The sequence below is a fragment of the Psychrobacillus sp. NEAU-3TGS genome (assembly GCF_029955155.1).
In the GTDB taxonomy this organism is placed as follows: Bacteria; Bacillota; Bacilli; order Bacillales_A; family Planococcaceae; genus Psychrobacillus.
The window spans coordinates 677,847-699,440 of the sequence record NZ_JAPNOZ010000010.1; the positions used below are offsets into that span (position 1 = coordinate 677,847).

Annotated in this window: 17 protein-coding genes and 2 pseudogenes; 1 reads left to right on the top strand and 18 read right to left on the bottom strand. The window is 40.4% G+C overall.

Annotated elements, in window-relative coordinates; translation table 11 throughout:
• Window positions 1-26: 26 nt before the first annotated feature.
• The 10 genes from prmC to OR571_RS11805 all read right to left on the bottom strand — a co-directional run bounded on the left by prmC (window position 27) and on the right by OR571_RS11805 (window position 9,527).
• On the bottom strand, window positions 27-893 hold the full coding sequence (gene prmC / locus OR571_RS11760; protein WP_282242982.1) for a peptide chain release factor N(5)-glutamine methyltransferase: 867 nt from the start codon (window positions 891-893) through the stop codon (window positions 27-29).
• Window positions 877-1,956 (bottom strand): peptide chain release factor 1, encoded by a 1,080-nt coding sequence (gene prfA, locus OR571_RS11765; RefSeq protein WP_282242983.1) that lies wholly within the window; start codon window positions 1,954-1,956, stop codon window positions 877-879. The genes prmC and prfA overlap by 17 nt, the downstream gene beginning before the upstream one ends.
• Window positions 1,957-2,086: 130 nt before the next feature.
• Entirely contained in the window at window positions 2,087-2,683 is a 597-nt protein-coding gene (locus OR571_RS11770; protein ID WP_282242984.1) for a thymidine kinase, read from the bottom strand.
• Window positions 2,684-2,985: 302 nt separating this feature from the next.
• Entirely contained in the window at window positions 2,986-3,195 is a 210-nt protein-coding gene (rpmE, locus tag OR571_RS11775; protein ID WP_142537942.1) for a 50S ribosomal protein L31, read from the bottom strand.
• A 350-nt stretch (window positions 3,196-3,545) separates the two neighbouring features.
• Window positions 3,546-4,829 carry a transcription termination factor Rho gene (gene rho / locus OR571_RS11780; protein WP_282242985.1) on the bottom strand — a complete coding sequence of 428 codons (1,284 nt, stop codon included), beginning with the start codon at window positions 4,827-4,829 and terminating at the stop codon, window positions 3,546-3,548.
• Window positions 4,830-5,093: 264 nt separating this feature from the next.
• On the bottom strand, window positions 5,094-6,056 hold the full coding sequence (glpX, locus tag OR571_RS11785; protein WP_282242986.1) for a class II fructose-bisphosphatase: 963 nt from the start codon (window positions 6,054-6,056) through the stop codon (window positions 5,094-5,096).
• Window positions 6,057-6,174: 118 nt separating this feature from the next.
• Window positions 6,175-7,452, bottom strand: coding sequence for a UDP-N-acetylglucosamine 1-carboxyvinyltransferase (locus OR571_RS11790; protein WP_282242987.1), 1,278 nt, complete (start codon window positions 7,450-7,452; stop codon window positions 6,175-6,177).
• Window positions 7,453-7,471: 19 nt separating this feature from the next.
• Window positions 7,472-8,119 carry a fructose-6-phosphate aldolase gene (fsa, locus tag OR571_RS11795; protein WP_282242988.1) on the bottom strand — a complete coding sequence of 216 codons (648 nt, stop codon included), beginning with the start codon at window positions 8,117-8,119 and terminating at the stop codon, window positions 7,472-7,474.
• 86 nt (window positions 8,120-8,205) lie between these two features.
• Window positions 8,206-9,063, bottom strand: a complete 858-nt coding sequence (locus OR571_RS11800; RefSeq protein WP_282242989.1) for a class II fructose-bisphosphate aldolase — start codon at window positions 9,061-9,063, stop codon at window positions 8,206-8,208.
• A 107-nt stretch (window positions 9,064-9,170) separates the two neighbouring features.
• The gene (locus OR571_RS11805) at window positions 9,171-9,527 is read right to left on the bottom strand and encodes a response regulator (RefSeq protein ID WP_282242990.1); all 357 of its coding nucleotides are present in this window, start codon (window positions 9,525-9,527) and stop codon (window positions 9,171-9,173) included.
• Between the two features lie 164 nt (window positions 9,528-9,691).
• Here OR571_RS11805 and OR571_RS11810 point away from each other — a divergent pair, with 164 nt between their 5' ends.
• A complete protein-coding gene (locus OR571_RS11810; protein ID WP_282242991.1) occupies window positions 9,692-10,207 on the top strand; it encodes a DUF2529 family protein in 516 nt (171 codons plus the stop codon).
• Between the two features lie 244 nt (window positions 10,208-10,451).
• On the opposite strand, the pseudogene OR571_RS22950 reads toward OR571_RS11810, so the two are convergent.
• The 8 genes and pseudogenes from OR571_RS22950 to OR571_RS11855 all read right to left on the bottom strand — a co-directional run bounded on the left by OR571_RS22950 (window position 10,452) and on the right by OR571_RS11855 (window position 21,512).
• A pseudogene (locus tag OR571_RS22950) lies at window positions 10,452-12,046 on the bottom strand (CTP synthase).
• 153 nt (window positions 12,047-12,199) lie between these two features.
• Entirely contained in the window at window positions 12,200-12,739 is a 540-nt protein-coding gene (gene rpoE, locus OR571_RS11825) for a DNA-directed RNA polymerase subunit delta (protein ID WP_282242993.1), read from the bottom strand.
• 313 nt (window positions 12,740-13,052) lie between these two features.
• A pseudogene (gene icmF, locus OR571_RS11830) lies at window positions 13,053-16,309 on the bottom strand (fused isobutyryl-CoA mutase/GTPase IcmF).
• Window positions 16,310-16,336: 27 nt separating this feature from the next.
• Complete coding sequence (locus tag OR571_RS11835; RefSeq protein WP_282243155.1) at window positions 16,337-16,957, bottom strand: TetR/AcrR family transcriptional regulator; 621 nt, start codon at window positions 16,955-16,957, stop codon at window positions 16,337-16,339.
• 9 nt (window positions 16,958-16,966) lie between these two features.
• The gene (locus OR571_RS11840; protein WP_282242994.1) at window positions 16,967-18,106 is read right to left on the bottom strand and encodes an acyl-CoA dehydrogenase; all 1,140 of its coding nucleotides are present in this window, start codon (window positions 18,104-18,106) and stop codon (window positions 16,967-16,969) included.
• Between the two features lie 198 nt (window positions 18,107-18,304).
• The gene (locus OR571_RS11845) at window positions 18,305-19,441 is read right to left on the bottom strand and encodes an acyl-CoA dehydrogenase (protein ID WP_282242995.1); all 1,137 of its coding nucleotides are present in this window, start codon (window positions 19,439-19,441) and stop codon (window positions 18,305-18,307) included.
• Between the two features lie 14 nt (window positions 19,442-19,455).
• On the bottom strand, window positions 19,456-20,307 hold the full coding sequence (locus tag OR571_RS11850; protein WP_282242996.1) for a 3-hydroxybutyryl-CoA dehydrogenase: 852 nt from the start codon (window positions 20,305-20,307) through the stop codon (window positions 19,456-19,458).
• Window positions 20,304-21,512 (bottom strand): acetyl-CoA C-acetyltransferase, encoded by a 1,209-nt coding sequence (locus OR571_RS11855; protein WP_282242997.1) that lies wholly within the window; start codon window positions 21,510-21,512, stop codon window positions 20,304-20,306. Before OR571_RS11855 ends, OR571_RS11850 begins: the two co-directional genes overlap by 4 nt.
• Window positions 21,513-21,594 lie beyond the last annotated feature (82 nt).

Below are 21,594 nucleotides of genomic sequence, written 5' to 3' on the forward strand. Positions count from 1 at the left end.
AATATTGTTACCAATAGATTCATAACTTATACATCGATTGTGCAAAAAACAAATCTATTTTTTTGATTAATATCTTTTACAATTTCTACAGTTGCAGTTGGAAAAGCTGTTTGTAGCATACTTTGTACAGCAGGTCCTTGGGCATATCCTATCTCAAAACCTATGAAACTAGGAATTTTCATCATTTGCGGGAGCTGCTCCGCCATTTTTCGGTATAATTGCAAGCCATTTTCTTCCGCAAATAAAGCAAGATGTGGCTCATAATCTAGCACTGTATCGGACATCTCTTTCGCTTCTTCGTTTCCTATATAAGGTGGATTCGATAAGATGATATCCCATTCTTCATTTGCAATTGGGGCAAGTAAATCCCCTTGTTTGAATTCAATTTCCGCTTCTAGGATTTTGGCATTTTGTTTAGCCACTTCCAGTGCATCAGCTGAAATATCCGTTGCTGTAACCCTTGCAGTTGGCATTTCTTTTTTTATCGTAATGGCAATTGCACCGCTGCCAGTCCCAATATCCGCGATTTTCGGTGCCATTTGTGCGCCGAATAGCTTTTTCGTTCGATTTATTACCTCTACTATTAACTCTTCTGTTTCAGGTCGAGGTATGAGGACATGTTCGTTCACTAAAAAGCTTCGGTCATAAAATGTTTCTTGCCCGATAATATATTGGAACGGTCGCCCCATTTTATGGTCCTCCACATATGACCAAAAGGCTCGAAAATGCTCTGTGGATATGTCGTCATATAAGTCTTGCATTAGTTGGGAATAACTTTTTCCTAGGACATGCTGCAGTAGAAAACGTGCGACTCCTTTTTCCCGATTATTCTCCTCTAAAAAAGAAGAAGCCCGGGTAAGGGCCTCATAAATTGTTTTACACATTTGTATCATTCATTCTTTCTAGTTTTTCTGCTTGATCTTCAACGATTAACGCATTAACGATTTCGTCCAGCTTACCCTCTAAAATTTGGTCAAGCTTTTGAATCGTTAATCCAATACGGTGATCTGTCACTCGGTTTTGTGGATAATTGTATGTGCGAATTCGTTCGGAGCGGTCCCCTGTACCTACTGCAGATTTTCGAACCGCATCATATTCCGCTCGCGCTTCTTGTAAGAATTTATCTGCAACACGAGCACGAAGTATTTTCATCGCTTTTTCTCTGTTTTTGATTTGTGATTTTTCATCTTGCATCGACACAGTAATACCAGTTGGTAAATGGGTCATACGCACAGCAGACATCGTTGTATTAACCGATTGTCCCCCTGCACCAGAAGATGCGAAAGTATCAACTCGGATATCTTTTTCGTGAATTTCTACATCTACTTCCTCTACTTCTGGAAGTACCGCAACTGTTGCTGTTGATGTATGAATACGACCACCAGACTCTGTTTCTGGGACACGTTGTACTCGATGCGCGCCGTTTTCATATTTCATCTTCGAATAGGCATTGTTTCCATTGATCATGAAAATAATCTCTTTATAACCACCAAGTCCTGTAGGGGAAGAATCCATTACATCAATTTTCCAATTTTGAGTCTCCGCATAGCGACTATACATGCGGAATAGATTACCCGCAAATAGCGCAGCCTCGTCTCCACCTGCAGCTCCTCGAATTTCCATAATAACGTTTTTATCGTCATTTGGATCTTTCGGGATCAATAAAACACGAAGTCGCTCCTCTAATTCTACGATTTGTGACTCCAGCTCATTCACTTCTTCTTTTACCATTTCTTTCATGTCTGCATCTAGCTTATCTTCTAGCATAAGCTTCGCATCCTGAAGCTGACTTTTTACTTCTTTGTATTCGCGATATACATCTACGGTATCTTGTAAATCGGATTGTTCCTTCGAATATTGTCTCAATTTTTTCGTATCATTTACGACATCCGGGTCGCTGAGTAATTCATTTAATTTATCATAACGATCTTCCACCGACTGTAATCGATCAAACATCGACCTCACCTCGTTCGTTTAAGTCTATATCATTCCTATTATAAAGAAAAAACATCGCTTCCGCTACTTTTTCTATCTTAGGCAACTTAACTGCAAGAAAAAAGAGCAGCTTTAGCCACTCCTGGAATTGTTATTTCTGTAGAGTTGTTGTTCCAACAGGTACTTCATGATGGTGACGGCATCTTGGTTCGTACGCTTCCGATGCTCCAACTAAAATGATCGGATCATCTGCACCAGCAGGTTGTCCATTAATTAGCCTTTGAGTTCTACTTGCTTCAGATCCACAAACTGCGCAAACAGCATGGAGTTTCGTTACGTCCTCCGCCATACATAAAATAGCAGCCATAGGTCCGAATGGCTTGCCACGGAAGTCTTGGTCCAGTCCCGCTACAATTACACGATAACCGTGATCTGCAAGTTTTGCGACAACATCCACTATTCCTTCGTCGAAAAATTGCGTTTCATCTACTGCTATTACATCGATTTCATCTGAAATATGTTCCCATATTTCCTCGGATTGTTGAATCGGAATCGCGATTGTAGATGTTCCATCATGGCTCACGACTGCCTCTTCACTATACCTATTATCAATCATCGGCTTAAACACGGCAATTTTCTGTTTTGCAAATTGCACACGTCTAATACGACGAATTAGCTCTTCTGATTTACCAGAGAACATACTTCCACATATAACTTCTACCCAGCCCATTTGGGATGTAATAAACATTTAAATACTCCCTTTCAAACAGTCTTTACTCATCATACCGAAAAACAAATTAAAAATCTTGTCTTTTATTTATCATAAAAATGTGCTTTAGAAAAATCGGTTTCCAAGCACTTCCACTTCAACATTAATAGTTTATGATTTTTTCTCTATCTATTTATAACATACACAGCTGTACATCTACATTTAAAGAAATATTTTCACTTTTTACTTCAGCGTTATTCTAGCGAATAGCTATACGAGAATATGTATCACACAAATAAAAATACCTGTAAAGCACCATGTGCCTTACAGGTATTTTGTTATTAGTTTTCTTCTTTAATACCGTATTTTTTGTTGAAGCGATCAACACGGCCATCCGCAGCTGCGAATTTTTGACGTCCAGTATAGAATGGGTGACATTCGTTACAGAACTCGACTTTAATGTCTGATTTAACAGAACCTGTTGTGAATGTGTTACCACATGAACATGTTACTGTTGCTTCTTTGTAATCGGGATGAATTCCTGCTTTCATCTCTATCTCTCCTCTCGCCCTGAACCATCTGGAACAGAGTTGGTTATGAAAACTGATACCTTACACGATCCGATTGATGTCAACCGCATATGTAGCAGAAATGTATGATGTTACGTTAAATATAGTATCATCTTTAACATTCACTTGCAACTATTTTATTTTAGGCTCATTAAACTACAATATGGGTTTCCGTTCCAGGTGGACGCTTTCCGTGGGCGAGGCCGAGCCTCCTCGGTCGCTACGCTTCCTGTGGGGTCTCGACTTTCTAGCTTTTCCCGCCGGAGTCGCCACCTTCTACTTCAATCAATTAAAAGGGTTAAAATTAATTATAAATCTAACTCAGTATTAGTTTAAAGCGTTACTTTCCCACTTCGATGTGCTTTCATTTCCTCTGCTAGTTGCTCGAAAAATGCTTCGTTTGTTTTTGTTTGGCGAAGTTTTTTCAAGAAACGCTCTGCAAAATCAGATGAGTCGGAGAATGTTTTGCGGATTGCCCACAATTTATCAAGCTGCTCTTTAGGGATGAGGAGCTCTTCTTTTCTAGTTCCAGATCTGCGAATATCGATGGCTGGGAAAATTCTACGTTCTGCGAGGCTTCTATCTAGGTGAAGTTCTAAGTTACCTGTTCCTTTAAATTCCTCATAGATTACTTCATCCATGCGGGAACCTGTATCTACTAAAGCTGTAGCAAGAATTGTTAAGCTACCGCCTTCTTCAATATTACGTGCCGCTCCGAAAAATCGTTTCGGACGATGGAAAGCAGCAGGGTCAATACCACCAGATAATGTACGTCCACTTGGTGGAATTACTAAGTTGTACGCACGAGCAAGACGTGTAATAGAATCCATTAAAATGATTACGTCACGCTTATGTTCGACCATACGCATTGCTCTTTCTAAAACTAATTCCGCCACTTTCACATGATTTTCTGGCACTTCATCAAATGTGGAGCTCACGACATCAGCTTTTACAGAACGCTCGATATCAGTTACTTCCTCAGGACGTTCATCTATTAACAGAACAATAAGTTCTGCGTTTGGATGATTAGTTGTAATAGCATTTGCGATTTCTTTTATCAATAATGTTTTCCCTGCTTTTGGTGGAGCAACGATTAATCCACGTTGACCGTATCCAACCGGTGCTACTAAGTCCATTATGCGAGTAGATAGCTTTTCCGGAACAGTTTCTAATTTAATATGACGATCTGGGTATAGTGGTGTAAGTCCAGGGAAATGTACACGTTCTTTCGCGATTTCCGGATCTTCTCCGTTTACTAGTTCTACATGTAGAAGACCGTAGTAGCGCTCACTTTCCTTTGGAGGACGCACTTTTCCTGTAACTTTATCTCCGTTACGCAGATCAAATCTTCTAATTTGAGAAGCAGAAATATAAATATCCTCGGAACTTGGAGAATAGTTAATTGGACGTAGGAATCCGAAACCTTCCTGCTGAATAATTTCTAATACACCTTCCATAAAGAAGAAGCCTTCTTGTTCGGCACGTGATTTTAATATAGCAAAAATAAGTTCTTTTTTTGTAAGTTTACTATAAGCAGCCACTTTGTATTTACGCGCAAGTGCATATAGCTCTTTAAGCGTCATGCTTTCTAATTCATTAATTGTCGTTTGTGTCATCGGCAACGCACCACTCTTTATTATATTTTGTTGTGAAGACTTTTTTCGGATTTAATAGGAATGAAGTTTACCCCGGTTTAACATGCTGTGATTCCTCCTCAACTTTTGTGAGAGAAAAATAGAGGGAGAAACAGCCTGTAAATCCCCGATTGGTTTAACTAACCATCAAGTAGGGATGAAGAAAAACCCCCACTAATGGAAGTTTCACTTTATTATGAGGATACCCGGTACATAATGACCGGGTATACTTAAGAGAAGTTTCACTTATAGAACTAAATTCGGTTTTTTGTTCAAGCTATGGCGTCCTTCTACAAATCGAATGGTACCTGATTTTGCACGCATAACGATTGAGTGTGTAGAACTAAATGCACCTTTAAATTGTACACCACGAAGAAGTTCTCCATCTGTTACCCCAGTTGCTGCAAAAATCGCATCGTCGCCTTTTACTAGGTCTTCCATACGTAAAACTTTGTCTACATCAAGACCCATTTTGATACAACGAGCTAGTTCTGCTTCATCCTGTGGTACAAGTTTCCCTTGAATTTCTCCGCCTAAACATTTTAATCCAACTGCTGAGATTACTCCTTCTGGAGCCCCCCCCATGCCAAATAAAATATCTACACCAGTGTTATCAAATGCTGTATTAATAGCTCCTGCTACATCCCCGTCATTGATTAACTTGATACGAGCACCAGCAGCTCTAATTTCATCGATAATCTTTTGGTGACGTGGACGACCTAAAATCGTTGCCACAACATCTTGAATATCTTTGTTTTTTGCACGTGCTACTGCTCTTAGGTTATCAATTACCGGTGCGTTTATATCTACTTGCCCTACTGCTTCAGGACCTACAGCTAGTTTGTCCATATACATATCTGGAGCATGAAGCAGATTTCCGCGATCAGCAATAGCAAGTACTGCTAATGCATTCCAGCCACCTGAAGCTACGATATTCGTACCTTCTAAAGGGTCTACAGCTACGTCTACTTGAGGTCCTCCAGTTCCATGTCCGAGCTTTTCTCCGATATATAACATCGGTGCTTCGTCCATTTCCCCTTCCCCAATTACAACGACACCTTCCATTGGGATTGTGTCAAAAACTGTACGCATTGCTGTAGTTGCTGCATCATCTGCTTCATTTTTTAATCCGCGTCCCATCCAACGAGCTGATGCGATTGCTGCTGCTTCTGTTACTCGGACTAATTCCATTGATAAACTACGTTCCATCTAATTATATGCCTCCCGTTTTACGGTAAATAAAATCCGGTCTATGTTTCTTCCTGCTTTATTGTAGCATATTTTATAAGAAAAACGGAAGCACCTATGTCATGCCAAGGAAGCAGACCTACTCGTTGTTGACTTCTACTTCCTGTACAGTTACACGGCGAATGTCTGCTCCGAGTCCTTGAAGTCTTTCAATAATTGAGCTGTACCCTCGTTCAATATGAAAAATATCTTGAATTTCGGTTTCTCCTTCTGCAAGCAAACCGGCAATAACGAGTGCCGCTCCAGCACGCAAATCACTAGCTCGAACTGTTGCCGCTTCTAGCTTCGCTGGTCCCGTAATGATAGCTGTTCTACCATCGACACGACCATTAGCATTCATGCGTCGAAGTTCATCGATTTGTTTAAATCTGGCAGAATATATGCTATCCGTAATAACCGATGTGCCAGTTGCTTGTGTCATTAACACCGAGAATGGTTGTTGTAAATCGGTTGGAAAGCCTGGATAAACAAGCGTCTTCACATCTACTGCATGTAAGCGGGTTGTTTTTGGAATGAATATCTTTTCTTCATATTCTTCTACTTTTACGCCCATTTCCCGCAGTTTCGCTGTTAATGCTTCTACATGGAATGGGATGACATTATCGATGGTGACACCATCTCCTGCAACCGCTGCCATAATCATAAATGTCCCTGCTTCGATGCGATCTGGAATAATTGTATGCTTTGTACCATGCAGCTCTTTTACACCATCAATACGAATGACATTCGTTCCGGCACCTTTTATGTTTGCTCCCATATTGGATAGAAGCGTTGCAACATCAATGATTTCCGGTTCTTTCGCAGCGTTTTCAATGATAGTTCTTCCTTTTGCAAGTACTGCGGCAAGCATAATATTAATCGTCGCTCCAACACTTACGACGTCTAAATAAATTTTGGATCCTACTAACCCATCTGTCCGCAAATAAATTGCGCCATGCTCATTGGATACAGTAGCTCCTAAAGCTTCAAAACCTTTAATATGCTGATCAATCGGACGTGGGCCGAGATGGCATCCACCCGGCAATCCGATTGCTGCTTTATTAAATTTCCCAAGTAAGACACCCATTAAATAGTAGGAGGCGCGTAACTTTTTAATATTGCCATTTGGAAGCGGTAAATCCACTACTTTAGTTGGATCGATCGTCATCGTTCCGTTCTCAAAAGAAACATCTGCTCCTAGTTCCTCTAAAATTTCTTTTAGCGTCCACACGTCTAATATTTCTGGTAAGCCTTCTATTGTAACAGGTGAATTTGCAAGTAGCGAAGCTGGAATTAATGCAACCGCACTATTTTTCGCTCCATTTACTTTAATCGTACCTTTTAGGCGTTTTGCACCTTTTATCTTATAAACTTCCATACGTTTCTCCTTCGACTTGTTACTCGCTTTTACGATTGTTCCAATCCGCTAGAAACCCTTCAATCCCTTTGTCTGTTAAAGGATGGTTAAATAATTGCTTTAATACTTTAAATGGAGTAGTTGAAATATGCGCGCCATTTAACGCAGCATCTGTAATGTGCTGTGGATGTCTAATAGAAGCCGCAATGATTTCTGTATCGATTTGATGCATTTCGAAGATCTGTGCAATTTTAGCGATCAACTCCATACCATCATGCCCAATATCATCTAAACGGCCTAAAAATGGAGATACATATGTGGCACCAGCGCGAGCTGCAAGCAATGCTTGGTTTGCACTGAAAATCAGCGTTACGTTTGTTTTAATATTTTCTTTTGTGAATACGGCACAAGCTTTTAAACCTTCTGGCGTCATTGGTAGCTTTACTGTAATGTTTGGTGCAATTGCAGCAAGCTCTCTTCCTTCTTTAATCATTCCTTCTGCATCTAGCGCAATTACTTCAGCACTGACCGAGCCATCCACAAGCGCTGTAATTTCACGAAGTCTATCATGAAAAGAAATGTTTTCTTTTGCAACTAGCGATGGGTTTGTTGTAACACCAGATAAAATCCCCCATGCGTGTGCTTCTTTTATTTCTTCAAAATTTGCTGTATCGATAAAAAATTTCATTGTAGTATTTCCTCCTCATGATGGACAAATAGGAGAAGGTCCTTTGGATGAACACTTCTCCCTTATAGTAGTTTGTGTTGACTCGTTTACGCTTTGTTTGAGCTTCCAAATTCACGCATTTTGCCGATTACAGTTGTTTTAATCGCATCGCGTGCTGGAGTCAAGTATTTACGTGGGTCATATTGCGCTTCATTTTCCGCTAAGTATGCGCGAATTGCTTTTGTAGCAGCAATTTGGTTTTCCGTGTTCACATTAATTTTCGCTGTTCCAAGAGAAATAGCACGTGTAATGTCATGTGTTGGAATTCCTGTTCCACCGTGTAATACTAATGGAAGGTCCGCAAGCTGAGAGATTTCTTCCATTTCCTTGAACCCTAAATTTGGTTCTCCTTTGTATGGTCCGTGAACAGAGCCTAACGCTGGAGCTAAACAATCAATTGCAGTACGTTTAACTAGCTCTGCACATTCTGCTGGGTCTGCATAAATAACACCATCAGCTACTACATCGTCTTCTTGACCTCCAACTGTGCCAAGCTCTGCTTCTACAGAAACATTGTGTGCATGTGCATAATCTACCACTTTCGATGTAATTTCTACGTTTTCTTCAAAAGGATGATGAGATGCATCTATCATAACGGATGTAAATCCTGCGTCAATTGCAGCTTTGCATTTTTCAAAACTAGAACCATGGTCTAAGTGAATAGCTACTGGTACTGTTGTTTGGTAGTCTTCCATTAATCCCTTTACCATATGCACTACTGTAGTAAAGCCACCCATATATTTTGCTGCACCTTCGGAAACGCCTAAAATAACTGGAGACTTTTCTTCTTCAGCAGCTTGTAATATAGCTTGTGTAAATTCTAAATTGTTAATATTGAATTGTCCTACTGCATAGCCTTCTTTTTTCCCTTTTTCAAGCATTTCTTTCATTGATACTAAAGCCATTTAAATGGGCCTCCTCTATTCACTATTTCATAATGTGTTTTTACCCTATATCCTTTTCATCATATCAAAAAAAGGCGATGCTTTCCACTGCCTGCTAGGAAAGCTCCTTAATTCAATATTTTAGTTACAGCATCACGCACTTCAAATATATCAAAGGGCTTTGTGAAGTAGAGAGATGCTCCTAAATCCATCGCTTCTTGAATTAAGTTCAATTCCCCATAAGCAGTCATCATCATTACAGGTAGATCGGGCCATTTATCCTTCAGTTTTTTTAAGATTTGAATACCATCCATCCCCGGAATCTTCATATCTAATAGTACACCGTCAATTTGCCCTAAATTTGCAATTTCTAATGCTTCAAAACCATTTGCTGCTAAACTTACTTCGTATTTTACTTGTGAAAAAACTTCTTTTAAGAGCATTCGTATTCCGAGCTGATCGTCTACAATTAAAATGTGTTTCATGATGAACAAACCCCTTTTTTGAATTTCCCACTTTTATACTACTATTCGATACATAGCTTCCTATTCCTCCTTTTTTCCTAATTATTTTTCAAACTTTCATTTGATAGGCATAAAGGCGACCTTTTTTTGACTTTCCGATATAATAGAAAAGAGGTGAATAAAGAATGAAAATGTTAACAACACAACTCACTGGACTTTTTCAGCGTTTAGCAACTTCGGAGGAAGAGAATATAGAAGAAACTGCTCGACTATTGGCACAAGCCGCTGCAAGAGAAGGTAATATCTATTTTGCAACATTTGGAGAAATGGCAAGTATTGCTGTAAATGCCCAATTTGCTGCAGAGCCTTTTCCAAGTATGAAAACTTGGACACCAACCGTTCAGCTTACAAGCGCAGATCGCGTTTGGATTATCACTCGTTCTTCTGAAAATGAGGAAGTAATCGAGCTAGCCGAACATTTAAGCGAGGAATTTATCCCATTTAGCGTACTTGCCGCAGAGCCTGCAAGCGAAGAAAATAAGCTAGCCGATCTTGCCTATACATATATTTCAATGAAGTTAACGAAAGGTTTGCTACCTGCGGAAGATGGATCCCGCATTGTTTTGCCATATGCATTGGCGGCAATGTTTGTGTACGAAGCTGTAAAGATGAAGCTCGATGAAATGCTTTTAGGTGAATAGTGATGGAGAGTGCCCAAAGACATTTCTTTGGGCATTTTTTTGGCTTGGTTGCTCTTGTTGGGGAATTGGTTGCCCTCGCGCTAAATTGGGTGCTTTAACCGCGAATTTGGTTGCTTTCCCACGTTATTCAGTTGCCCTTAGCCATTTTTCTCCAATCCACTGCTCCAATTGGTTTCTTATTGCCAATTATCCCATTATGCACACTAAAAAAGCAGCTCGACTATGTCGAACTGCTTTTTTTATATTATTCACCTACAGATGCTTTGATGAATTCACGGAATAGTGGTTGTGGACGTCTTGGACGAGACACAAATTCCGGATGGAACTGAGAAGCTACGAAGAATGGGTGCTCTGGGAGCTCGATGATTTCGATTAGACGACCATCTGGGCTTGTACCAGAGAATACAAATCCTGCTGCCTCAAATTGTTCACGGTATTCGTTGTTGAATTCATAACGGTGACGGTGGCGCTCATATACAAGTCCTTCTCCATAAGCTTCGAAAGCTTTAGATCCAGGAGTTAGCTTACATGGATATAATCCAAGACGCAGTGTACCGCCTAAGTCTTCTACATCTTTTTGTTCTGGCAATAAGTCAATGATTGGATGTGCTGTAGTTGGATCCAGCTCTGAAGAATGTGCACCTTGAAGCTCTAAAATAGTACGTGCAAATTCCACTGTTGCCAATTGCATTCCTAAACAAATACCTAGGAAAGGCACATTGTTTTCACGAGCGTATTTAGTTGCAGAGATTTTCCCTTCTACACCGCGGTCTCCGAATCCACCTGGAACAAGGATGCCGTCTACATCTGAAAGAGCTTCTGCTACATTTGCATCGTTCACTTCTTCTGCGTTCACCCATTTTACTTCGACATCTGCATCGAATTGGTATCCTGCATGTTTCATTGCTTCTACAACAGAGATGTAAGCATCTTGAAGTTCAACATATTTACCAACTAGACCAATACGTACTTTTTTGATAAAGATTTTACTTGATCTACTAATGCTCTCCAGTCCGTCATATCTGCTTCTTTTGTAGTTAGTTGGAAGTGATCTACAACGATTTGATCTAAATGCTGCGCTTGAAGATTTAATGGGATTTCATATAATGAATCCGCATCGATACATTCGATTACTTCTTCTGGTTTGATATCACAGAAAAGCCCGATCTTGTCTTTCATATCTTGAGGAACTGGTGCTTCTGAACGAAGAACAATTACGTTTGGTTGAATACCAAGGCTACGCAGTTCTTTTACACTATGTTGTGTTGGTTTTGTTTTCATCTCACCAGCAGCTTTTATAAAAGGAACTAATGTACAATGAATGTACATCACATTATTGCTTCCTACGTCACGTTTCATTTGACGAATCGTTTCTAGGAATGGAAGAGATTCGATGTCTCCAACCGTCCCACCGATTTCAGTGATAACGATATCTGCTTGTGTTTCTTTTGCAGCTAAGAATAGACGTTGTTTAATTTCATTTGTAATATGTGGGATTACTTGTACAGTTGCTCCGTTATAATCACCACGACGTTCTTTTCTTAAAACGGAAGAATACACTTTCCCTGTTGTAATATTGGAATACTTATTCAAATTAATATCCATAAAACGCTCGTAATGACCTAAGTCTAGATCCGTTTCTGCACCATCATCTGTAACGAAAACTTCCCCGTGCTGATATGGACTCATTGTCCCTGGGTCCAAGTTAATATATGGATCAAACTTTTGAACTGTTACATTTAATCCTCTATTTTTCAATAAACGACCCAGTGATGCTGCAGTGATTCCTTTACCTAATGAAGATACAACCCCACCAGTAACAAAAATAAATTTAGTCAAAATGTGTTCCTCCTAGAATGTTAATTAGTTCTACAATAACAAAAAAGCGCCCCGCCTGCTAATTTGGCAGGGGAGCGCTATATGCACATGAGTAACGTCTCTTTAAAAAGAGCCCAATAGAATCTTATAGCGATTCTAAGAAGATGTCAAGAATTATTCTTCTTCCTCTTCTTCTTCATCTAATTCTTCGTCATCGATAATGTCGAAGTCTTCTTCATCCTCATCGATTAGATCCTCTTCGATTTCTTCATCGATTTCTTCTTCAAAGTCAACTACGACATCGTCTTCTTCGTCTTCTTCTTCGTCTTCAATAAACTCATCGAATTCTTCCTCGAATACGATTTCATCTTCATCTAAATCTTCTAAATCATCATCATCCACTGCTTTTGCTTTCTTTTTACGTACTTTAACAGTAGGAGCAGTTTCTTCTTCAATTTGTTCTACTGGATACCATTCTCTTAGTCCCCATTGGTTTTCAGCAATTGCTAAAAAGCGGCCGTCGATATTCATATCTGTATAGAATTGTGGTTTACGAGCAGCCATTTCTTCATCCGTGAATCCATTTAATTTTTGTATTTCATCAAATAGATCTGTTAGTGTTAACGCATTTTTCTTATCTTCTAAAATCGCAAATCCTAAATCTATTAGCGATTCTTCTTGTAGTTGTGCTGTTGTCATTTCACGAAAATTCAAATCGTGCACGTCCTTTCTATGTCCGTTTGCATACTTTCCATTATATACAAACCATTATGTTATATGCTACCGTCATTTATTCTTTTTGAAAAGAGAAAACTTTTCTCCTGCCAATAAAAATAAATAAAAAGAGAGCAAGAGTAATGGAATAGAAGCCAGTCTTCTATTATACAAAAAAATAGTAAGTAGTAGGAGTATAATAATTAGCATTATTTGAATTGGTTTTTCACGCTTATTCTCCTCTACTACATAATCTACCTTACTTCATTATACAAAAAAGTGTCCCGATAATACATCGAGACACTAATTCTTTTTACATATTTCTTCGGTACTGTCCGCCTACTTCGTAAAGTGCGTTTGTGATTTGTCCTAAGCTTGCTTTTTGGACTGTGTGCATCAGCTCTTCGAAGATGTTACCACCAGATACCGCTACTTGCTTCAGCTTGGTAAGCGCAACGCTTGCTTCTTCTGCATGCTTTGTTTGGAATTCTCGAAGATTGTTTATTTGTGATTCTTTTTCTTCTGTTGTTGCACGGGCAATTTCCATATTATCGATATCCTCTGCACTTGCTGGATTAGGATTTAAGTACGTGTTAACTCCAATAATAGGTAATTCGCCTGTATGTTTTTTCATCTCGTAGTACATTGATTCTTCTTGGATTTTGCCTCGTTGATATTGCGTTTCCATTGCACCAAGTACTCCGCCGCGATCGTTAATACGGTCAAACTCTGCAAGAACGGCTTCTTCCACTATGTCTGTTAGTTCTTCGATAATGAAAGCACCTTGCAGTGGATTTTCGTTTTTGGATAGACCATGTTCTTTTGTAATAATCATTTGAATAGCCATTGCACGTCGAACCGATTCCTCTGTTGGTGTGGTAATCGCTTCATCATACGCATTTGTATGAAGTGAATTACAGTTGTCTTGCAATGCCATTAATGCTTGAAGTGTCGTGCGAATATCATTAAAGTCGATTTCTTGCGCATGTAAGCTTCGACCGGAAGTTTGCACATGATATTTTAGTTTTTGACTTCGTTCATTTGCACCGTATTTGTCTCGCATTACCACTGCCCAAATACGACGAGCAACCCGGCCAATTACCGTATATTCAGGATCTAGGCCATTTGAGAAAAAGAATGATAGGTTTGGTGCAAAATCATCTATATGCATACCACGACTTAAATAGTACTCTACGTACGTGAAACCATTAGAAAGCGTGAATGCCAGCTGTGAAATCGGATTGGCACCAGCTTCTGCAATATGATATCCGGAAATCGATACGGAATAATAATTTCGAACCTTTTGGTTGATAAAATATTGTTGAATATCACCCATCATACGAAGGGCAAATTCTGTTGAGAATATGCAGGTATTTTGTCCTTGGTCTTCTTTTAAAATATCTGCTTGCACAGTTCCACGAACGACTTGTAATGTGTTTGTTTTTACTTCAGTGAATTCTTCCAAAGTCAAAGTGCGTCCAAGTTCTGCTTCTCGAATCTTCACTTGCTGATCGATTGCTGTATTCATGAACATTGCTAAAATGATTGGTGCAGGTCCATTAATCGTCATCGATACAGATGTCGATGGTGCACATAAATCAAAGCCATCATATAGCTTTTTCATATCATCTAGCGTACAAACACTTACGCCTGATTCGCCCACTTTTCCGAAGATATCTGGACGGTGATCGGGATCTTCTCCGTACAAAGTTACAGAGTCAAATGCAGTAGATAAACGTTTGGCATCATCATCTTTTGATAAATAGTGGAAACGACGATTCGTACGTACTGGTGTACCTTCTCCTGCAAATTGACGTTTCGGGTCTTCTCCTTCTCGTTTGAAAGGGAAAACTCCTGCTGTATATGGGAACGATCCCGGTACATTTTCTTTATACACCCATCTTAAAATTTCCCCGTAATCGGCGAATTTCGGAAGGACTACTTTTGGTATTTTAAGCCCCGATAAGCTTTCAGTACGAAGGATAGTACGAATTTCTTTATCGCGAACTTTTGTGACGAATTCATCTCCAGCATACGCCGCTTTTAAAGTGGCCCAGTTTTCTAATATACGTTTTGATTCTGCCGTTAACTCGTCACGTACACCAGAAGCAAGTGATTCTAGAGAACTTACTAGCACGTCATCTGCTGCTTTTTCTTTTACTGCTTCCAGGGCACCTTCTAATTGGAATAGTCTTCGTGCAAAAGCTACTTGCTCTTCTGACTTTTTATGGTACCCACGAACTGCATCCGTAATTTCACGGAGATAGTAGCGACGCTCGTTTGGAATGATGACATTTTGTTTTTGCGTTTTGACGAACTGCTCGTAGGATGTCTCCCAATCTGTACCCGCTTTATCATTTAGTACTCCGATTAATGCTGCAAATAAAGAATTCGTTCCTTTATCATTAAATTGGCTCGCTATTGTCCCGTAAACTGGCATCGTATCTAAATCAGCATGCCATAATTCGCGGCTTCGTTGATATTGCTTTTGCACTTGGCGAAGTGCATCTTCTGAGCCTTTGCGTTCGAATTTATTGATGACGATTAAATCTGCATAGTCAATCATGTCAATCTTTTCAAGTTGAGACGTGCACCGAACTCGCTTGTCATTACATACATCGATACATCCGATACGTTTGCAATTTCAGCGTCCCCTTGTCCAATACCACTCGTTTCCACAATGATTAAATCAAATCCCGCAGCTTTTACAACATCTAGCACATCCGATATTGCACCAGATAATTCTGTACGAGATCCGCGTGTTGCTAGACTTCGCATAAATACTCGTTTATTGAAAATAGCGTTCATACGAATACGGTCACCAAGTAAAGCGCCACCTGTTTTTTGCTTCGTTGGATCAATAGAAAGGACCGCAATTTTTTTGTTCGGCAAATCATGAAGGAAACGGCGAATTAATTCGTCGGTTAATGAACTTTTCCCTGCTCCCCCTGTTCCAGTAATACCAAGCACTGGTGTACCTTTTGTAATAGTTTTTGCACGCTCAATCATCGCTTTTGCTTCGGCATCTCCTGTTTGGTGGGCTTCTTCTGCAACGGTGATTAAGTGAGCAAGCAATTCTGGTTTTTCCGTTGAAACGGCTTCCACTTCCAGGGTGGCACCCTTCGATTTAGTAGGCACATCACATGCTTCTAGTATTTTATTGATCATTCCTTGGAGCCCCAGTTTTCGACCATCTTCTGGTGAGAAAATACCGGATATTCCGTATTCTTGCAGTTCTTTTATTTCTTTTGGAATGATTACTCCGCCGCCGCCACCAAATATTTGAATATGAGGTGCGCCACGTTCTACGAGTAAATCCTTCATATATTTAAAATACTCTACATGTCCTCCTTGATAAGAAGATATCGCGATTCCCTGAACGTCTTCTTGAATTGCAGCATTCACGACCTCTTCTACGGAACGATTATGGCCTAAGTGAATGACTTCGGCCCCGCTCCCTTGTAAAATACGACGCATTATATTAATCGATGCGTCATGCCCGTCAAAAAGACTCGATGCTGTGACAAAACGAATATGATTTTTTGGACGATATACTTCTACAGAAGACATGTTGCTCCCCCTTTGTTTAGTAACCATTTACTGTCCCATCCCCTTCAGTACATACTGTATTTGCAATTCAGTAAATTGTTCAAGCGTATATTCTTTGCCAAGTGCCCATCTTCTAAATGCCCACATTTGCCCTTGAACGACAAGTGTATGAGCATACAAATTAATCTGTGTATCCGTTAGCTCAAGTTCCCCCGCTTGTTGACAGCCAACAAGAATATTTTGAAAAATTTCAACCATTTCTAACTCTTTTGTAAGTACGTATTGCAGTGCACTTTTAGGCAAAGATTTTGTTTCTTGATACATCACGACGAATTCATCCTGCATGTCGTCAATGACCTTATAATATTGACGGATCGCAGTTTTAAGACCGTGCGTTGTTCCGTTTTGCAAAGGAATTTGCGATAGTTTATCATGCACTTCATTGTAAATACTGTCGCAAACTAAGTAGAGTAAATCTTCCTTTGTCCGAATGTACTCGTAAAGCGTTCCGATACTAAAGCCGGATTCTTTGGCAATTTCTCTTGTTGTCGTTCGGTGAAAGCCTTTTTGTTTGAATAACGTCACACCTGCACGGATCATTTGGTGGCGTCTTTTTTCGATGAGACTTTCATCTTTTATAGATGTCAGTACTTCATGCTTTTTTTCCATAGGCATCTATCACTTCGTTAACATACGAGAAATAACAAGTCGTTGAATTTCTTGCGTTCCCTCGTATATTTGAGTAATTTTAGCATCGCGCATATAGCGCTCAACTGGATAATCCTTTGTATATCCGTATCCACCGAAAACTTGCACAGCTTCTGTTGTTACTTTCATCGCTGTATCTCCAGCCATTAACTTCGCCATCGCGGATTCTTTTCCGTAAGGAAGCCCATTCGATTCCAGCCACGCTGCTTGATACGTAAGTAGTCGTGATGCTTCTGTTGCTGTTGCCATATCTGCTAGTTTAAAGGATACCCCTTGGTTAGCTACGATTGGCTTCCCAAATTGCACGCGCTCTTTTGCATATCCGACTGCTGCATCTAATGCTCCTTGTGCGATTCCAACTGCTTGAGCAGCAATCCCGTTTCGGCCACCATCTAAAGTTTTCATCGCGATGATAAAGCCTTCTCCTTCTTCCCCAAGAAGGTTTTCTTTTGGTATGCGGCAATTATCGAAAATAATTTCCGTTGTAGGTGAAGAACGAATGCCTAGTTTCTTTTCTTTTTTCCCTACCGAGAATCCTGGGAAATCTGCTTCTACGATAAATGCGCTTGTTCCTTTATGCTTCGATTCTGGATCTGTTACCGCAAATACAACATAAATATCTGCAATTCCACCATTTGTAATGAAGATTTTAGATCCATTTAAAACATAGTGGTCGCCATCTAGTTTAGCTGTCGTTTTCATGCCTCCTGCATCTGAACCAGAGCCAGCTTCTGTTAAACCGTAACCACCGATTTTAGTGCCTTCAGCCATTGGGCGAAGATACTTTTGCTTTTGCTCTTCATTGCCATATTTGAAGATCGGCCATCCTGCAAGTGAAGTATGTGCAGATAGTGTAACTCCCGTGGAAGCACAAACACGAGAAAGTTCTTCTACAGCGATACAATAAGCAAGATAGTCAGAACCGATTCCGCCATATTCTTCTGGCCAAGGAATACCCGTTAAGCCAAGTTCTGCCATTTTATCGAAGATTCCACGGTCAAAACGTTCTTCTTCGTCACGCTCCGCCGCTGTTGGTGCTACTTCGTTTTCTGCAAAATCACGTACCATTTTACGAATCATTTCATGCTCTTCTGAAAGTTGAAAGTTCATTGTGTATCCCGCCCCTTTTTTTGGTAGTTCTACTCATTAGCCACTAATTTCCACTTCAGGCGGACGCTTTCCGCGGGCGGTCCGTGAGCCTCCTCGTCGCAAGCTCCTGCGGGGTCTCACCTGGACGCGCTTTTCCCGCAGGAGTCGCCGCCTTCCGCTCTAATCAAATGAAGTAAATATCCATCTATAAATACTCTCTTAATTTATTAGATACTTACTAATAACTATTCTTTGAATTTCACTAGTACCTTCGTAAATTTCCGTTACTTTCGCGTCACGGAAATAGCGTTCTACTGGATAGTCCTCTGTGTAACCGTATCCACCGAACACCTGCACTGCTTCAATTGCTACTTCTACTGCTGTTTTTGTGGCAAATAGTTTTGCCATCGATGCTTCTTTACCGCAAGGTACTCCTTGATCGCGAAGACTTGCCGCTCGGTAAACAAGGAGTTTCGCTGCCTCTACTGCAGTCCCCATATCTGCAAGTTTGAAGCCTACTCCTTGATTCGCAGCGATTGGCTTGCCGAATTGAATGCGCTCTTTTGAATACGCAACTGCTGCCTCGAAGGCCGCTTCTGCGATGCCTAGCGCTTGCGTTGCGATTCCGATGCGCCCTGTGTTTAAGTTCGCCATTGCGATTTTAAATCCTTCGCCTTCTTCACCAAGTCTATTTGCTACAGGAATTTTCATATCTTCAAACGTCAGCTGAACTGTTCTAGAGCCGTGCAAGCCCATTTTTTCTTCGTCTTTTCCAACAATGAAACCTGGCGTATCCTTTTCTACGATAAATGCTGTAATTCCTTTTGAGCCTTGGGAAGGATCTGTCGTAGCAAAAACAATGTTTACATCTGCTTCTCCACCATTTGTTATAAATACTTTGGAACCATTCAGTACATAGTGGTCGTCTTTCTTTACAGCTTTTGTTTTCAATGCTCCCGCATCAGATCCAGCGGACGGTTCAGTTAAGCAAAATGCTCCTAGGTATTCACCAGTTGCAAGCTTTGGAATGTATTTATTTTTTTGCTCGTCATTGCCAAAATAGAGGATTGGGTTTGTTCCAACAGAAGTGTGCACAGAAAGAATTACCCCAACTACTGCGCTTACTTTTGAGAGTTCATTAATTGCAAGGACATAGCTTGTAAAATCCATCCCTGAGCCGCCGTATTCCTCTGGGACCGTAATACCCATTAGCCCTAGCTCCCCCATTTTCCGAATGATCTCACGAGGAAATTCCCCTTGCTCCATGCGGTCGATAAAAGGTTCAATTTCTGTTTTAGCAAAATCTCTGACCATGTTGCGCATCATAAGTTGTTCTTCAGTAAACTTTAGCTCCATCTTATTTTCCCCTTTTACTCGTAAATGTAGAAACCTCTACCTGATTTTTTCCCTAGCCAACCAGCTTTTACATATTTTCTAAGTAGTGGACATGGACGATATTTACTATCTCCGAATCCTTCGTGTAAGATTTCCATAATATATAAACAAGTATCCAAACCGATAAAGTCTGCCAGTTGAAGTGGACCCATCGGGTGATTCATACCAAGTTTCATTACATCGTCTATCGCTTCTTTGGAAGCAACCCCTTCATATAGCGTGTAAATAGCTTCGTTGATCATCGGCATTAAAATTCGATTAGAGACAAAACCCGGAAAATCATTCACTTCGACTGGTACTTTGCTTAGCTTCTTTGTCATTTCTTCGATTGCTGTATAGACTTCATCAGAAGTTGCAAGACCACGAATAATTTCTACTAGCTTCATTACAGGAACTGGGTTCATAAAATGCATTCCAATGACTTGCTCCGGACGATTCGTTACAGCAGCAATTTCTGTAATTGGCAATGATGAAGTGTTTGTTGCTAAAATTGTGTGCTTTGGCGTGATTTCATCTAGTTGTTTGAAAATAGATTGCTTGATTTCCATATTTTCCACTGCTGCCTCGATAACGATGTCCACGTCGCTTGCATCTTCGATTGTTAGTGATTTTGTAATATTATTTAGTACTGCTTGTTTTTCCTCTTCTGTCATGCGGCCTTTTTCCACATTACGTGAAAGATTTTTTGTAATTGTTTGAAGCCCGCGTTCGTAGTATTGTTCTTCTCGATCATTTAGCTTCACTTCAAATCCAGCCTGCGCACAAACTTGCGCAATTCCCGATCCCATTTGACCTGCACCAATTACCATTACTTTTTGAATCGTCATGCGTTATTTCCCCCTGTTTTCGGAACTTCAATCATTATTGCATCCCCTTGCCCGCCACCTGAACAAATTGCTGCAACCCCAATTCCACCGCCACGGCGTTTTAATTCGTACGCAAGTGTTAAGATGATTCTTGCACCAGATGCTCCAATTGGGTGACCAAGTGCTACCGCTCCACCATTTACATTCACTTTTTCCTCATTTAGACCTGCAATTTGGCTACTAACTAGTGCTACTGCTGCAAACGCTTCATTTATTTCAAATAGATCAATATCTTCTAGGCTTTTTCCAGTTTTATCAAGCAACTTATTGATGACGATTCCCGGTGTTTGAGGAAAGTTTTCTGGCTCAATCGAGATTTCTGCGTGTCCAATGATGTATGCAAGCGGCTCTTTACCGAGCTCTTTTGCTTTTTCTTCATTGGTCAAAACGATTGCACATGCCCCGTCATTCACCCCTGGTGCATTTCCTGCTGTGATCGTTCCATCATTCCCAAACGCTGGTTTTAATTTAGCTAGTGAATCGATTGATGTATCACGTCTTGGTGCTTCGTCTTCTTTTATGACAACTGGATCTCCTTTTCGCTGAGGTATTTCTACTGCAACGATTTCCTCTGCTAAAATTCCATTGTCCATTGCTTTTAATGCAAGGTTATGACTTCTATAAGACCATTCATCCTGTTTCTCACGTGATAACTCAAACGTCCCGGCAGTAGAGTTTCCGTATGTTCCCATATGCACCTTTTTAGGATGGAATGAACAAGAAAGTCCATCATAAATCATGCCATCTACCATTTGGCCATCACCCATGCGAAGACCAAATCGACCTTTTGGTAAGTAATAAGGTGCATTTGACATCGATTCCATTCCACCTGCAACGATTATTTCCTCGTCACCAAGTCGAATCAATTGATCTGCTAGCGTCACACTTCTCATACCAGAAGCACATACCTTATTGATCGTTTCCGTTTTCACTGACCATGGAATCCCCGCTTTTGTCGCCGCTTGTCTAGAAGGAATTTGCCCTTGCCCTGCTTGCAATACAGATCCCATAATTACTTCATCCACATCTACTCCGTGTACCCCAGCACGAGCCAATGCTTCTTTTATCGCAATACCCCCAAGATCCGAAGCAGTTAAACTACTAAGTGCTCCACCGAATTTACCAAACGCTGTACGTGCTCCATCTAAAATTACTGTTTTTGTCAACATAGCCACCCCTTTTGTATGCGCTTTCATCATCAATAAAATAAAAAATTAAGTTGACTGAACGCTCGCTCAATTTGACTTG